Below are 14,429 nucleotides of genomic sequence, written 5' to 3' on the forward strand. Positions count from 1 at the left end.
GCCTCCCCTTCGCCGGGGAGGAATCAACCTTCACCCCCCACGGGTTCCCAGCTTCTCACTGAGAAAATCAATAAAGCACCGGATCCGCGTGCTGACCGTCTGATCGCTGTAATACACCGCGTGGAACGGCATGGCGATGCGCAGGGTATCCGGCACCAGCAGTTTCACCAGATCGCCGCGCGCGACATCTTCATCCGTCATGAAATCCGACAGACAGGCAATCCCGTTGCCCTGTAAACACAGCCTGCGCAGCGTTTCACCACTTCCGGAACTGATAAACGGCGTGACCGTCAGTTGCTGACCGTCAGCGCACAGCAGCGGCCATTTATTCAGCGCAACCACTTCGTTAAAACCCAGACAGCGGTGCTTCAGCAGGTCATCGGCATTTTCCGGCATTCCCCATTTTTTAAGGTAATCCGGCGAGGCCAGCACGCTGCGGTAGCTCAGCATCAGCTTGCGCGCCCGCAGGCTGGAATCTTCCAGCTCACCCACGCGGATCGCCACATCCACTTTATGCTCAATCAGATTGATATTGCTCTCGGACGAAAATAGCGCGAGCGACATCTTCGGGAAACGTTCGGTAAATTCCGCCACCAGCGGCGATATGAGATGCAAAATGACCGGCGTCGCGGCATCAACCCGCAACAGCCCCTGCGGGTCGTCGCGGTTCTCCAGCAAGTCATCTTCGGCGGCCGCCATGTCATGCAGGATTTTCTGCACACGAACAAAATACCGCTCGCCTTCGTGCGTCAGGCTGATTTGACGCGTGGTGCGGTTGAGCAGGGTGATCCCCAGTTTTTTCTCCAGACGTTTCAGGGTCCGGCTGACCACGGAATTATCCTGCCCCAGCTGTTCTGCTGCGCGGCTGAAACTGCCGCTTTCCACCACCGTGACAAAGGTAATCAATTCTTCAGAACTGGCTCGCATTGTTGTTACTCCAGCATAAATCAATTGATACTTTGGTTATTTCTGTCATTTAAGCACAAGCCGATAATAGCCGCTATCAAATCGATATTCATGTGGAGTAAAGGTTATGCCGCTTGCACTATTAGCACTGACCATCAGTGCGTTCGCTATAGGAACAACAGAGTTTGTTATCGTCGGCCTTGTGCCGACCATCGCGCAGCAACTGGGGGTTTCCGTGCCGTCGGCCGGTTTGCTGGTTTCCATTTACGCGCTTGGCGTGGCGATTGGCGCACCGGTGCTGACCGCGCTGACCGGCCGTGTACCGCGTAAAGCCCTGCTCATCGGCCTGATGGTACTGTTCACGCTGGGCAATCTGCTGGCGTGGCAGTCACCCAATTACAATACGCTGGTGATGGCGCGTCTGCTGACCGGGCTGGCGCACGGTGTGTTCTTCTCGATTGGCTCGACCATCGCCACCAGCCTGGTGCCGAAGGAAAAAGCGGCGTCGGCCATTGCATTGATGTTCGGCGGCCTGACGGTTGCACTGGTCACCGGGGTGCCGCTGGGGACATTTATCGGGCAGCATTTCGGCTGGCGCGAAACTTTCCTCGCCGTCTCGCTGATTGGCGTGATAGCGATTATCGCCAGCGCCATTCTGGTGCCCAATAACATTAAAAATAAACCGGCGGCGCGTATTGCCGATCAGGTCAAAGTGCTGATGAACCCGCGTTTACTGCTGATTTACGCCATTACCGCGCTGGGTTACGGCGGCGTATTCACCACCTTTACCTTCCTCGCGCCGATGATGCAGGAGCAGGCCGGTTTCTCTGCCAGCATGGTCAGCTGGATCCTGCTGGCATACGGTGTGTCGGTGGCGGTGGGTAATATCTGGGGCGGCAAACTGGCTGACCGTCACGGCGCAGTCAAAGCGCTGACGATCATCTTTGCGGCACTGGCCGCGTTGTTACTGATTTTCCAGTTCACCTCAGGCTTTGGTATTCCGGCGTTAATCACCCTGCTGGTGATGGGCATCTTTGCTTTCGGTAACGTGCCGGGATTACAGGTGTACGTGGTACAGAAAGCCGAAGAGGTGACGCCTGATGCGGTGGATGTCGCCTCCGGCCTGAATATCGCCGCCTTCAACGTCGGTATTGCCTTAGGTTCGGTGATTGGCGGGCAGGTGGTGTCTACGATTGGGCTGGCGCAAACGCCATGGATTGGTGCGGTGATCGTCGCGGGTGCGCTGTTACTTATCCGCCTGAGCGGGCATCTGGATCGCAAGCCCAAAGCGGCGCTGGCCTGATTATTCCTGGATTTTGTGTCTTCACGGCTCGCCTCTGGCGGGCCGTTTTTGTTTTTATGCTAGCCTGTAGATGTGACCAGGTTGTATACCAATGTAAACAGATTTGGCCTGAGCGCCTGCGGGCGTATACTGAACTTTCGCTGTGGGAATCTCTCTCATATAGCAACGATATAACGGGTAACAGGCGATTAGCGTGCGGAAAAAAACATATGCAATGAGGTATGTCGCAGGTCAGCCCGCAGAGCAAATCTTTCCGGGCGTCCTCGCACATTTGGGGCCGGATTTGCCGCCGGGTGCTGCGCTGCCGAATTCGAATATTTTGCGCGTCATGGTGTGGAATATCTTCAAACAACAGCGGGCTGACTGGTTGTCAGTCCTGCGCGATTACGGCAAAGATGCGCAACTGGTGCTGCTTCAGGAAGCGCAAACCACGCCCGAGCTGATCCGGTATGCCACGTCGAATTATCTGGCGGCGGATCAGGTACCCGCGTTTATGCTGCCTCAGCACCCCTCTGGCGTGATGACACTCTCTGCTGCGCATCCGGTCTATTGTTGTCCGCTGCGTGAGCGTGAGCCGCTTCTGAGGCTCTCTAAATCGGCACTCGTCACCGTGTATCCGCTTCTGGATGGGCGTTTGCTGATGGTGGTGAATATCCACGCGGTGAATTTCAGTATCGGGATCGACGTGTACAGTAAGCAGCTTGACCCGATTGGTGAGCAGATTGCCAACCATAAAGGTCCGGTGATCATGGCGGGGGATTTCAATGCCTGGAGCAGGCAACGCATCAATGCGCTGTTCGGCTTTGCGGGCAATATCCATCTGGAGGAAGTGCGCTTCCCGGCGGACTATCGCAAACGCGCCTTTGGCAGGCCGCTGGATTTCATTTTCTATCGCGACCTGAGCGTCACCAGCGCATCAGTGATGGAAACGCGGGCGTCGGATCATAACCCGCTGCGGGTGGAATTCCTGGCTGATAAGCCGCTGACGCAGTAACGCTTAATTCGTCCGTCAAAAAAACGCAGACATAAAAAAAGCACCCGGAGTGATCAGGGTGCTTTTTTATTGCCGGTACCTTCAGACTCAGGTATCAGGGCTCATTTTGTTGCTGACGAACAACGTTAACTTGTTGCCCGGCTGCAGGTTGTCGGCATTCGCATTCCAGCGCATCACATCTTTGATGTTAACGCCGTGACGCCTTGCAATGCTCGACAGTGAGTCACCTTTACGTACCTGGTACGTGATACTGCCGCCATTCACACTGGTGCTGCTGACGCTGTTATCCGCCACTTGCAGTGTTTGCCCAACTTTTAACGCGCCTGCTGAGCGCAAATTGTTCCAACGCTGTAAATCACGGGTCTTCACATTCAGTCGGGCTGCAATACCAGACAAGCTGTCGCCGGAGCGCACCTTGTACTCTTTTGCACCAGACGGCATGTTGCTGGCCAGTTTGGTTTCCTGTACTGCGGCGATATCGCCATCAGCCAGTGAATCTTTTAACTGGTCGGCATGCGCCTTCGGCAGAACAATGTAATGCGGGCCATTCGGCGCGGTCACATTCTTCTTGTAGCCAGTGTTAAACGACTTGAGCTTGGTCAGGGACATGCCCGCCATCTCAGCCGCCTGAGTCAGCTGCATCTGCTGGCCGACTTCAACACGCGCCAGAGCACGGTCTTCACTCGGTTTCGGCAGACTGATACCGTATTTCTTGCTGTGCTTGAGAATGTCGCTCAACGCTAACATTTTCGGCACATAAATCGATGTTTCACGTGGCAGCGCCAGCGCCCAGAAATCCGTTGAACGGCCCTTGGCTTTGTTCGCTTTCACCGCTTGCATGACACGGCCTTCACCGCTGTTATACGCAGCCACGGTCAGTAACCAGTCGCCACCAAACATCTTGTTCAGACGTTGCATCATATCAAGCGCAGCAGTCGTCGAAGCCACAACATCGCGGCGTCCGTCATACCACTGGTTTTGTTTCAAACCATAATTTCGACCCGTCTGCGGCACAATCTGCCACAACCCGGCAGCGTTCGCTGACGAGGTTGCTTTGGGGTCAAAAGCGCTCTCCACTATGGGTAGCAGTACCAGTTCCATCGGCATATTACGTTTCTTAATCTGCTCGGTGATCCAGTACATGTACGGCTCTGCCCGTAATGTTACATCGTGGAGATAGCTCTTATTTTTTAAATATTTAACTCTTTGCTCGCGGATCCGGGGATTATCCGGAACCTTCATCTTCAGCTCGTCGCCTATGAAGTTCCACAAATTTTGTTGGGAGACGGTGTCGTTTCCATCCAACCATCCCCCAGATGCCGCTCGGCCATCATCTGTGTACTGTCCTGCTTCACTTTGACTTGCTGAAGACAAACTCTGTGCATGTTGTTCCGGTACCTTCACGCCCTGCCTGGACGCCTGGCAACCTGTGAGCAACATGGAGGCGATTATTAGGATCGCGTTTGCCTTCATGTGTGTGTCATAGTTGCTTAAAAGACGAGCGATAATACTTTGCTTCGAAAAAAAACACAACCTTTGGGTCTAGAAGCTATCCTTGAGTGCCCTTAAACGGGCAAAAACCTGCCAGTGAGGCGTTAAGGGATCGCTAAGGTTTAATTTGTTTTGTAAATCAACATCATCACATCGTAAAAAGAGGTTAATTTTACGCTCAAGACCGAGGGTTGAAGGCAGGGAAGATTGTCCCTTTTCCCGCATTTGTTGCACTTTGTGCTCATGAGAATGAATATCATCATCAGCCGGTAAAATAGCACGCGCAAACTTAAGATTTGAGAGAGTGTACTCGTGCGCGGCGCAGATTAAAGTTTCATCAGGCAAGGCAGCTAACCGTTGAAACGACTGGTACATTTGCTCCGGCGTTCCTTCAAACAACCGACCACATCCGGCAGAAAACATCGTATCGCCGCAGAAAAGATAAGGCGCGCTATAGTATGAAATGTGACCAAGTGTGTGCCCGGGCGTAGCAAAGATCTGCCATTCCAGACCGCCGATTACCAATTTATCGTCGTTTTTAAGACTAATCTGACTAAATTTGTTCTCAGTTTCGTGAGGTCCGTACACTTTCAGACCCGGAAAATGGCTGCAAATCTCGTTTACGCCCCCCACATGGTCATGATGATGATGGGTCAGAAGGATCGCCGTCGGGGTTAAATTGGCCTTTTTCAGCGCCGCTAAAACCGGAGCCGCCTCACCGGGATCGACAATCAGGCAATGCCCCTGCTGGTCATCCAGCATCCAAATGTAATTGTCCTGCAACGCAGGAATACTGATAAGATTCATGGCAACCTCTCTTTGGCAACTGCTTGAAAGAAGATAACAAACTATGCGACCAGCCCGCGCCCGTAAGACCATTGTTGCACCGGCTTCATGGGAAGATATCCCGTGCGGAGACCATTACCGTGCCGCGCTTGAGCAACAACTGCAACCCTGGTGGGGCAAACTCTATGGTTTTCACCTGCTGAAAATCGGCGCATTAAGTGCCGAAATCGACGCGCAGGCGTGTCCTATCTCGCATCAGGTGAACTTTGCGCCCGAAGGCGAGGGGCTGCATGTGCGGGGCGATCCGTACTATTTACCCTTTGCGGCCAAGTCGGTAGATGCCTGCCTGCTCAGTCATACGCTGGCCTACGCGGACGACCCGCACCGTATTCTGCGGGAAGTGGATCGCGTGCTGATTGATGATGGCTGGATGGTGCTCAGCAGCTTTAATCCACTCAGCCTGCTGGGGATCGGAAAACTGATGCCGGTGTTTCGAAAACGCCAGCCATACAGCAGCCGCCTGTTTACCCAGATGCGCCTGCTCGACTGGCTGTCATTGCTCAATTATGAAGTGATGGTGCACCGGCGTTTTCACGTGCTGCCGTGGAAAAAGAATGGCGGCAAATTACTGAGTACGCATCTTCCCGCGCTGGGCTGTATGACGCTGATCATCGCCCGCAAACGCACCTTCCCGCTGACGCCGACGGCGAAGAAAGTGCCCGCGCAGAAACAAAAAATACCGCAGGCGGTAGGCGCAACCAAGAGCTACAGAAAAGAGCATCGCGACTGAAGCTTTGCTCCTTCCCCTGTTACGATGGGTTCTGCGACGTTAATTCTCTGCCTGATAGCCGACATCATCCAGCGTCGGATTGCCCGCCGCGTCTTTTGCCAGTATGTCACACCGTTCATTTTCAGGATGTCCGGCGTGACCTTTAACCCACATCCAGTTCAGCTGATGCGTCTGGATCGCCGCATCCAGGCGCTTCCACAAATCGACGTTTTTCACCGGTTTTTTGTCTGCGGTTTTCCAGCCCCGTTTCTTCCAGTTGTGGATCCACGACGTGATCCCCTGACGGACGTACTGACTGTCGGTGCTCAGTGTCACTTCGCACGGTGACGTCAGGGCTTCCAGTGCCACAATCGCCGCCATCATTTCCATGCGGTTATTGGTGGTCAGACGGAAACCTGCGCTGAACTCTTTTTCGTGCTGTTTATAGCGTAAAATCGCACCGAAACCGCCGGGGCCGGGGTTACCCAGGCAGGAGCCATCGGTGAAAATCTCTACCTGTTTGGTCATTTCTGGCAGGCTCTGTGATCAAAAGTAAACGCCAAGTCTGACATAAACCGGCGTGCCCGGCACAGTAATATCTTGGGGTGTAACTGTCTGAAAGAGGGGCGTGTCAGCCGTTACCCGGCCATTCATCACTCTTTTGGCTGGAGAGCGCGGTCTTTTGCAATATAATAGGAAAATGCAGAGTGCCAGTTCAAAACTCTGAGTGAGTTGAGTCTTTCATGGTTTTTTCACTGCCAATTTTTTCAATGCTTTAAGGATGTCTAATGAGAAATGTAACGGTTTCTGCAACACAAATGAGCTGCAGCTGGGATCTGGAAAAGAATATTGTTAACGCCGAAAAGCTGGTTCGCGAAGCGCAGGCGAAAGGCGCGCAGGTCATTCTTATTCAGGAACTTTTCGCTGCACCGTATTTCTGTATTGATCAGAGCCCTGAGCATTACAGTCTGGCGCAAGAGCTGGATAACAGCCCGCTCATTCGTCATTTCTCTGCGCTGGCGAAAGAACTGGAAGTGGTGCTGCCTCTGAGCTTCTTTGAGAAGTGCAACAACGCCTATTACAACTCGCTGGTCATGATCGATGCTGACGGCAGCGTACTTGATGTGTATCGCAAAACGCACATTCCGAACGGCCCGGCCTATCAGGAAAAGCAATTCTTCATTCCCGGCGACACCGGTTTCAAAGTGTGGAACACCCGTTACGCGAAAATTGGCGTGGGCATTTGCTGGGATCAATGGTTCCCGGAAACCGCACGTTGTCTGGCATTGCAGGGCGCGGAAATCATCTTCTATCCGACGGCCATCGGTTCCGAACCTGCCTATCCGGACATTGACAGCCAGCCACACTGGACCCGCGTTCAGCAGGGGCACGCGGCGGCAAACCTGGTGCCGGTGATCGCTTCAAACCGCATCGGCACTGAAAAAAGCAAATTCATTCCTGATTACGAAATGACGTTCTACGGTTCCTCCTTTATTGCGGATCAGACCGGTGCGCTGGTCGAACAGGCCAACAAGACGGATGAAGCGGTGCTGGTTCACACCTTTGATCTCGATGCCATCGCTGCCCAGCGCGCATCCTGGGGTCTGTTCCGTGACCGTCGCCCTGAAATGTACGGCGCTATCGCCACATCTGACGGTTCAACAAGGAAATAACGGATGTCTTCTATTGATATCACCCCTCAGGCTGAAGGTTTTGTGATGCCCGCTGAATGGGCATCACAGCAAGCGGTCTGGATGATCTGGCCTTACCGTACTGACAACTGGCGCTCCAACGGCCGTCCGGCGCAGCTGGCTTTTGCGAATGTCGCGGCAGCGATTGCCACCACCACGCCGGTCTTTATGGCGGTGCCGGCAGCGGAAATGGCCAACGCGCGTGAAGTGATGCCTGCCCAGATTACGCTGGTGGAAATGGAAAGTGATGACGCGTGGATGCGTGACACCGGCCCGACCATTGTGGTGAATCCGCAGGGTGATCGTCTGGCGATCGACTGGACGTTTAACGCGTGGGGCGGTTTCCACGGCGGCCTTTACTCCAGCTGGGAACGCGATCAGTTGGTTGCCCGTCAGGTTGCCAATTATCACCACATTCCGTACCTGTCGACCGATCTGGTGCTGGAAGGCGGCTCAATTCATGTCGATGGTGAAGGGACCTTGCTGACCACCGCTGAATGCCTGCTGAATCCGAACCGCAATCCTGATTGGTCGAAAGCAGAGATTGAGGCGAAGCTGCGGGAAACCCTCGGTGTTGAGCAATTTATCTGGCTTGAAGAGGGCGTGTTCAACGACGAGACCGACGGTCACGTTGACAACATGTGCTGCTTTGTCCGTCCGGGTGAGGTCGCGTTGCACTGGACTGACGACCAGCAGGATCCGCAGTACGCGCGCTCTCTGGCGGCGTTAAAGGTGCTGGAAGCGGCGAAAGATGCTCAGGGCCGCAGCCTGAAAATCTGGAAAATGCCGTCGCCTCCGGTCATGCATGCTAGCGCAGAAGAAACCATCGGCGTGTTGCCTGGCACGGCCATTGAGCGTGTGGAAGGTAACCGTCTGGCGGCCTCTTACGTCAATTACCTGATCAGCAATAACCACATCATCTTCCCGCTGCTGGATGCGAAAACCGATCCGCTGGCTGAAGCGATGTTTGCTCAGATGTACCCGGATTATAAAATCACCGGCATTCCGGCCCGTGAAATTCTTCTGGGTGGTGGTAACATCCACTGCATTACGCAGCAAATCCCCGCGTAAGATAAAGTGCCCGGCACGCGTCTCTGTTTCGTGGCCGGGCAGATCGTTTCTGCAATTGACCGTCACCGTTGGATAATGAGCCATGGATTTACAAAACACCTCTAACAGGATCGTCGTTCTCGATACCGAAACCACCGGTATGAATAAGCTGGGCGTCCATTATGAAGGACACCGGATTATCGAAATCGGTGCCGTTGAAGTGATTAACCGCCGCCTGACCGGCCGCAACTTCCATGTCTATCTCAAACCCGATCGTCTGGTGGATCCTGAAGCTTTTGGCGTTCACGGTATCAGTGACGAGTTTCTGGCCGATAAACCGACCTTTGCTGAGATTGCTGACGACTTTATCGAGTACATTCGCGGCGGCGAGTTAGTCATTCATAACGCCACGTTCGACATCGGCTTTATGGATTACGAGTTCGACATGCTCGGACGCGATCTGCCGAAAACGGAAACGTTCTGTAAAATCACCGACAGCCTGGCGATGGCGCGTAAGCTGTTCCCCGGCAAGCGTAACAACCTCGATGCCCTGAGTGATCGCTACCTGATCGACAACAGCAAGCGAACGCTGCACGGCGCGTTGCTTGACTCCGAAATTCTTGCCGAAGTTTATCTGATGATGACCGGCGGCCAGACCAGCATTAAGTTCACTCACGAAGGCGAGCAAAATACCGGTGCGGACGGTCTGGGGATCCAGCGCGTGGCGCGTCCGGCATCCGGTTTAAAAGTGATTACGGCGACGGAGCAGGAACTGGCGTGGCACGAAGAAAGATTGGATCTGGTGGTGAAAAAGGGCGGCAGCTGTTTGTGGCGTTCGTAAGCGGCTTTTACTGAGTTTTGCACTGAAATTATCCAGCCTGCGGAAAAACTGTGCGGTTGATTGAAAATATCAGGAAAAGCATTGACGTAAAGGCGGGCATTCCTTAATATCCGCTCCGTTCTTAACCAGAACAAAACGCGGAGCGGTAGTTCAGTTGGTTAGAATACCTGCCTGTCACGCAGGGGGTCGCGGGTTCGAGCCCCGTCCGTTCCGCCACTATTCAGAAGCCCTGAGTGAGAAATCACTCAGGGCTTCGTCGTTTCAGCCGTCCTGGCTTCATCCCTCCCTGCAAAACGACCTGTTTATTCCACTTCGGTTTTCATAAAGCCCATTGCGCCGCTGGTTACGCGGTCATGACGGGCGATATAACGATAAAAACCTCCGGCCAGAAACGCACCGATAAACCAGCTGAAGTTCGCCACCTGATGCAGGCTCGGGGTAAAGCTGATGATCAGACCAATCGCCACCGCAGGTACCAGCGCGGCAATCGCTTTCGGGTTAAACCCGTTGCGGTACCAGTAACGGCCGGAAGGTGTGGCGTTAAACAGCGCATCCACATCCATATGACCGCGTTTAATCAGGTAATAATCCGCCAGCAGAATCCCGAACAATGGCCCGATGAATGACCCCAGAACGTCCAGCGTATAGTGGATAATTTCCGGTGACTGGAACAGGTTCCACGGCGTCAGCAGAACGGAACCGACGGCGGCGATCATCCCGCCGGTACGGAAACTGATTTTCTGCGGTGAACAGTTGGAGAAGTCGAACGCCGGTGACACAAAGTTCGCCACGATATTGATACCGATGGTCGCGATGATCATGGTCAGCAGACCGAGCGCCACCGCCACGCTGTTACCCACCCGGCTGACGGTTTCGATAGGATCGGTGATCATCTGGCCGAACAGAGATTGCGTCCCGGAAACGATCACCACGGTGACAATCGAGAACAGCAGGAAGTTAAACGGCAGCCCCCAGCGGTTACCGCGACGGATTTCGCCCATGCTTTTGCCGTAACGGGAGAAGTCGCCGAAATTGAGCAACGGACCGGAGAAGTAAGACACCACCAGCGCCGTCGCGGTCAGCATTTCCCAGCCCTGCTGGCCGACGGTCAGCGTTTTGGTGGACAATGTGAAAGAGATATTGCTCAGACCGGTTTTATACAAAATCCAGCCCGCCAGCATCAGCATGACGATATACACCGCCGGACCTGCCACATCGATAAAGCGTTTGATGGCACTCATCCCGTGCCAGAACACCATCGCCTGCAACACCCACATAATACCGAAACAGATCCAGCCCAGCGCCGACAGACCCAGCCAGTGCGGCACGGTCAGCGGTGTCAGCGACGGGAAGAACTTCAGCAGCACCAGCATTAATGCGTTAGCCGCCAGATAGGTCTGAATGCCGTACCAGGAGAAAGCGATCAGCCCGCGGATCACCGCCGGAATGTTCGCGCCAAACACGCCGAATGCCTGACGGCAAATGACGGCGTAAGGTACACCGGCCTGCTGGCTGGGTTTCGCCACCAGATTGGCACAAATCTGCACGATACAAATCCCGCACAGCAAACACAGCAGCACCTGCCAGCTGGTCAGGCCAAGGGTGAAGAAACTCGCGGCGACCACATAACCGCCCATGCTGTGCACATCGGACATCCAGAAAGAAAAGATGTTGTACCAGCTCCAGTTCTGATGACGGGTGGGAGCAAGATCATCGTTACACAGCCGCGGGCTGTAATAAGGTTTGATGATCCCGGCGCTCTGTTCAGATGACGCCGTGGCGGAGGTGATTTCCTGATTTGGCATAAATCGTGCTCCTGTCATAAACAACATGTGAAAGTCGGAAGCCGGGTCCCGGCTGCCTAAAGTGAAAAAGCAGTCACAGGAGCACTGCATGAATCAGGCCAAATTTCATTTTTTGTATACAAAAAATCACTTTCATGTATACGATTAAATTCTCGAACGGTATACGGAGTAACGGCAATGACCAGTTGGAACGGGCTAAATACAGCCTATTTTACCGAGGATAAGGACGACCATATTTATAACGCGCTGGTGAGATCTATCGTGGAACACCAGCTTTTGCCTGGCAGCAAATTGCCGGAAGAAGCGCTGGCTGAGGCGTTTTCAGTCAGCCGCACGGGGATCCGCCGCGTCCTGCAACGCCTTGCCGCAGTGCAACTGGTCACGTTATTGCCCAAACGTGGTGCGCATGTCACCACGCCGGATGCTCAGGAATCCCGCGATGTGTTCGCCACCCGTAAAATTCTGGAGTGCGCCAACCTGCCGCAGGTGATCGCGCATTGCCAGTCGCCGCATCTGGTGGCGATGAAAAAACTGGTGCAGGAAGAAAAGCGCGCTCACGATGAACGCAACGGCGCTGCGGCGATCCGCCTTTCCGCCGCCTTCCACGTTCAGCTACAGGCCATTTCCGGCAATAAAGTGCTGACCGAATCCGTCTCGCAACTGACCCTGCGTTCCTCGCTGGCGATTGCCGCCTGGGGCGCGCCGTGGCAACAGGGCTGCCGTTGTCATGACCATGACGACCTTATCGATTTGCTGAAAAAGCGCGATGTCGCCGGGCTGACGGAGAGCATGGCGCATCACTTCGACAGCATCGTCGCCAGCCTGCGTTTTGAGCAGAACAACGGACACACGCCGGATTTTGCGCAGATTTTTGGCACGCAGAAGCCGGTCACCGGTAAGGACGCTGACTGATGGCCAACCCGCTCTGTATACAACTGATCAACCCGAACACCAGTCTGGCGATGACTGAGGTCATGGCGCACAGCGCCCGCTCGGTGGCGTCGCCGGAGACACACATTGTGGCGGTTTGCCCTGAAGAGGGGGCACCGTCCATTGAAGGACATTTCGATGAAGCGATTGCGACGCTCGGCGTATTGCAGCAGATAAAAGCCGGGCGTGACGCGGGCGTGGACGGGCACATTATTGCCTGTTTCGGCGATCCGGGATTACTCGCTGCCCGCGAGCTGGCACGTGCGCCGGTGATCGGCATTGCCGAAGCGGCGATGCATCTTGCCACCTTGCTGGCGACGCGTTTCTCGATTGTCACCACCTTACCGCGCACGCTGACCATCGCCCGCCATTTGCTGCATCAGTACGGCTTTGAACGCCATTGCGCCGCCTTACATGCCATCGATTTGCCGGTGCTGTCGCTGGAAGACGGCAGCGGACTGGCGCAGGAAAAAGTGCGTGAGCAATGTATCGCGGTCAAAAAATCCGACGGCAGCGGGGCGATTGTCCTGGGTTGCGGCGGAATGGCCGATCTGGCGCAGGCACTGACGCTCGAGCTGAATATCCCGGTGATCGACGGGGTCAGCGCGGCGGTGAAAATGGTTGAGTCGCTGGCGGCGCTGCGCCTGACGACCAGTAAACATGGCGATCTGGATTATCCGCTGGAAAAACCTTTGTCTGGCCGTTTTGCCGGGCTGAATCTGAGAGAACACTATGTCTGATATGGAATACGGTTTTAGCGAAACTTATCCGCGTGACTTAATCGGTTACGCCGGACGTCCGCCGCACGCCAACTGGCCGGGCAACGCCCGCATCGCCGTGCAGTTTGTGCTGAATTACGAAGAGGGCGCAGAGAATAACGTTCTGCACGGTGATGCCGGTTCTGAGCAATTCCTGTCTGACATCATTGGTGCAGCCAGTTTCCCCGACCGCCATATGTCGATGGATTCACTGTACGAATACGGATCCCGTGCCGGGTTCTGGCGCATCCACAACGAGTTTCAGAAACGCGGTCTGCCGCTGACTGTTTTCGGTGTGGCGATGGCACTGGCACGCAATCCGGAAATCGTCAGTGCCATCAAAGCGGCAGATTACGATATCGTCAGCCACGGCTGGCGCTGGATCCATTATCAGAACATGAGCAAAGCCGAAGAGGCGGAGCACATGCAAAAAGCGGTCACCGTACTGCGCGATCTGTTCGGTAAAGCGCCATCGGGCTGGTACACCGGCCGCGACAGCCCGAACACCCGTCAGCTGGTCGCGGAGTCTGGCGGATTCCAGTATGACAGCGATTATTACGGCGATGACCTGCCATTCTGGATGCCGGTGAAACTGGAAAGTGGCGAAACGAAACAGCATCTGGTGATCCCTTACACGCTGGAAACCAACGACATGCGGTTTGCCTCCCCGCAGGGTTTCAACACCGGCGAGCAGTTTTATACCTATCTGAAAGACACTTTTGATGTGTTGTACGCTGAAGGGGAAACTTCGCCGAAAATGATGTCGGTCGGCATGCATTGCCGGATCCTCGGCCGTCCGGGGAGATTTCGCGCTTTACAGCGGTTTCTCGATTACATCGGGTCACATGAGAAGGTGTGGGTGTGTAAGCGGCAGGACATTGCCGACCATTGGGTTAAACATTTCGGTGTTTAATCCCGAAATTCAAATTCAAAACCTTGGGCTCGCCGCCCAAACTGGCCATAGCGACAGCTATTAAACTCCCTCCCCTGCGAAGGGGAGGGTTGGGGTGGGGTATTAAACAGAAATTAAGATCTCAGAGTTTTCTCTGATCCGGTGTTAGCCCTTAAAACCCCCTCCCAACCTCCCCCTTCGCAGGGGGAGGAG

At 54.6% G+C, this 14,429-nt stretch carries 14 protein-coding genes and 1 tRNA gene; 10 read left to right on the forward strand and 5 right to left on the reverse strand.

Translation table 11 applies throughout. The features are described from left to right. Positions 1-30: 30 nt before the first annotated feature. Positions 31-927: a DNA-binding transcriptional regulator YafC gene (gene yafC, locus EYY67_RS03275; RefSeq protein WP_131692832.1), complete on the reverse strand. Its 897-nt coding sequence runs from the start codon at positions 925-927 to the stop codon at positions 31-33. A gap of 106 nt (positions 928-1,033) precedes the next feature. Between yafC and EYY67_RS03280 the strand changes: the two genes are divergently transcribed. Together EYY67_RS03280 and EYY67_RS03285 are read left to right on the forward strand one after the other, a co-directional pair. Beyond that, the gene (locus EYY67_RS03280; RefSeq protein ID WP_119822752.1) at positions 1,034-2,209 is read left to right on the forward strand and encodes an MFS transporter; all 1,176 of its coding nucleotides are present in this window, start codon (positions 1,034-1,036) and stop codon (positions 2,207-2,209) included. 193 nt (positions 2,210-2,402) lie between these two features. Beyond that, positions 2,403-3,203, forward strand: coding sequence for an endonuclease/exonuclease/phosphatase family protein (locus EYY67_RS03285; RefSeq protein ID WP_119822751.1), 801 nt, complete (start codon positions 2,403-2,405; stop codon positions 3,201-3,203). An 87-nt stretch (positions 3,204-3,290) separates the two neighbouring features. Here EYY67_RS03285 and mltD read toward each other — a convergent pair whose 3' ends face one another. After that, positions 3,291-4,676, reverse strand: coding sequence for a murein transglycosylase D (mltD, locus tag EYY67_RS03290; protein WP_095923171.1), 1,386 nt, complete (start codon positions 4,674-4,676; stop codon positions 3,291-3,293). 69 nt (positions 4,677-4,745) lie between these two features. After that, positions 4,746-5,501 (reverse strand): hydroxyacylglutathione hydrolase, encoded by a 756-nt coding sequence (gloB, locus tag EYY67_RS03295; protein WP_131692833.1) that lies wholly within the window; start codon positions 5,499-5,501, stop codon positions 4,746-4,748. 43 nt (positions 5,502-5,544) lie between these two features. Here gloB and EYY67_RS03300 point away from each other — a divergent pair, with 43 nt between their 5' ends. Further along, a complete protein-coding gene (locus EYY67_RS03300) occupies positions 5,545-6,270 on the forward strand; it encodes a methyltransferase domain-containing protein (RefSeq protein ID WP_095923169.1) in 726 nt (241 codons plus the stop codon). Between the two features lie 39 nt (positions 6,271-6,309). Here EYY67_RS03300 and rnhA read toward each other — a convergent pair whose 3' ends face one another. Further along, positions 6,310-6,777, reverse strand: coding sequence for a ribonuclease HI (gene rnhA, locus EYY67_RS03305; RefSeq protein ID WP_095923168.1), 468 nt, complete (start codon positions 6,775-6,777; stop codon positions 6,310-6,312). Positions 6,778-7,037: 260 nt separating this feature from the next. Between rnhA and aguB the strand changes: the two genes are divergently transcribed. The 4 genes from aguB to EYY67_RS03325 all read left to right on the forward strand — a co-directional run bounded on the left by aguB (position 7,038) and on the right by EYY67_RS03325 (position 10,047). After that, positions 7,038-7,922: an N-carbamoylputrescine amidase gene (aguB, locus tag EYY67_RS03310; RefSeq protein ID WP_131692834.1), complete on the forward strand. Its 885-nt coding sequence runs from the start codon at positions 7,038-7,040 to the stop codon at positions 7,920-7,922. 3 nt (positions 7,923-7,925) lie between these two features. Beyond that, positions 7,926-9,011: an agmatine deiminase gene (gene aguA, locus EYY67_RS03315; RefSeq protein WP_119822749.1), complete on the forward strand. Its 1,086-nt coding sequence runs from the start codon at positions 7,926-7,928 to the stop codon at positions 9,009-9,011. 82 nt (positions 9,012-9,093) lie between these two features. Next, positions 9,094-9,831 carry a DNA polymerase III subunit epsilon gene (gene dnaQ, locus EYY67_RS03320; RefSeq protein ID WP_095923165.1) on the forward strand — a complete coding sequence of 246 codons (738 nt, stop codon included), beginning with the start codon at positions 9,094-9,096 and terminating at the stop codon, positions 9,829-9,831. Positions 9,832-9,970: 139 nt separating this feature from the next. Next, positions 9,971-10,047, forward strand: a tRNA-Asp gene (locus tag EYY67_RS03325). Between the two features lie 86 nt (positions 10,048-10,133). Here the strand turns inward: EYY67_RS03325 and EYY67_RS03330 are convergent. Then, complete coding sequence (locus EYY67_RS03330; protein ID WP_131692835.1) at positions 10,134-11,636, reverse strand: NCS1 family nucleobase:cation symporter-1; 1,503 nt, start codon at positions 11,634-11,636, stop codon at positions 10,134-10,136. Between the two features lie 177 nt (positions 11,637-11,813). Here EYY67_RS03330 and EYY67_RS03335 point away from each other — a divergent pair, with 177 nt between their 5' ends. The 3 genes from EYY67_RS03335 to puuE are packed head-to-tail and all read left to right on the forward strand — an operon-like array spanning position 11,814 to position 14,237. Continuing rightward, positions 11,814-12,548, forward strand: a complete 735-nt coding sequence (locus tag EYY67_RS03335; protein ID WP_131692836.1) for a GntR family transcriptional regulator — start codon at positions 11,814-11,816, stop codon at positions 12,546-12,548. After that, positions 12,548-13,306 carry an aspartate/glutamate racemase family protein gene (locus tag EYY67_RS03340; RefSeq protein WP_131692837.1) on the forward strand — a complete coding sequence of 253 codons (759 nt, stop codon included), beginning with the start codon at positions 12,548-12,550 and terminating at the stop codon, positions 13,304-13,306. The genes EYY67_RS03335 and EYY67_RS03340 overlap by 1 nt, the downstream gene beginning before the upstream one ends. After that, positions 13,299-14,237 (forward strand): allantoinase PuuE, encoded by a 939-nt coding sequence (gene puuE / locus EYY67_RS03345; RefSeq protein WP_131692838.1) that lies wholly within the window; start codon positions 13,299-13,301, stop codon positions 14,235-14,237. The genes EYY67_RS03340 and puuE overlap by 8 nt, the downstream gene beginning before the upstream one ends. Positions 14,238-14,429 lie beyond the last annotated feature (192 nt).

The organism is Rahnella victoriana, assembly GCF_004330295.1.
GTDB lineage: Bacteria > Pseudomonadota > Gammaproteobacteria > Enterobacterales > Enterobacteriaceae > Rahnella > Rahnella victoriana.

Coding starts and splice junctions, on each gene's coding strand:
- mltD (WP_095923171.1), bottom strand. CDS start 4,676: ATGAAGGCAAACGCGATCCTAATAATCGCCTCCATGTTGCTCACAGGT.
- EYY67_RS03330 (WP_131692835.1), bottom strand. CDS start 11,636: ATGCCAAATCAGGAAATCACCTCCGCCACGGCGTCATCTGAACAGAGC.
- aguB (WP_131692834.1), top strand. CDS start 7,038: ATGAGAAATGTAACGGTTTCTGCAACACAAATGAGCTGCAGCTGGGAT.
- puuE (WP_131692838.1), top strand. CDS start 13,299: ATGTCTGATATGGAATACGGTTTTAGCGAAACTTATCCGCGTGACTTA.
- rnhA (WP_095923168.1), bottom strand. CDS start 6,777: ATGACCAAACAGGTAGAGATTTTCACCGATGGCTCCTGCCTGGGTAAC.
- EYY67_RS03280 (WP_119822752.1), top strand. CDS start 1,034: ATGCCGCTTGCACTATTAGCACTGACCATCAGTGCGTTCGCTATAGGA.
- aguA (WP_119822749.1), top strand. CDS start 7,926: ATGTCTTCTATTGATATCACCCCTCAGGCTGAAGGTTTTGTGATGCCC.
- dnaQ (WP_095923165.1), top strand. CDS start 9,094: ATGGATTTACAAAACACCTCTAACAGGATCGTCGTTCTCGATACCGAA.
- EYY67_RS03335 (WP_131692836.1), top strand. CDS start 11,814: ATGACCAGTTGGAACGGGCTAAATACAGCCTATTTTACCGAGGATAAG.
- EYY67_RS03300 (WP_095923169.1), top strand. CDS start 5,545: ATGCGACCAGCCCGCGCCCGTAAGACCATTGTTGCACCGGCTTCATGG.
- gloB (WP_131692833.1), bottom strand. CDS start 5,501: ATGAATCTTATCAGTATTCCTGCGTTGCAGGACAATTACATTTGGATG.
- yafC (WP_131692832.1), bottom strand. CDS start 927: ATGCGAGCCAGTTCTGAAGAATTGATTACCTTTGTCACGGTGGTGGAA.
- EYY67_RS03340 (WP_131692837.1), top strand. CDS start 12,548: ATGGCCAACCCGCTCTGTATACAACTGATCAACCCGAACACCAGTCTG.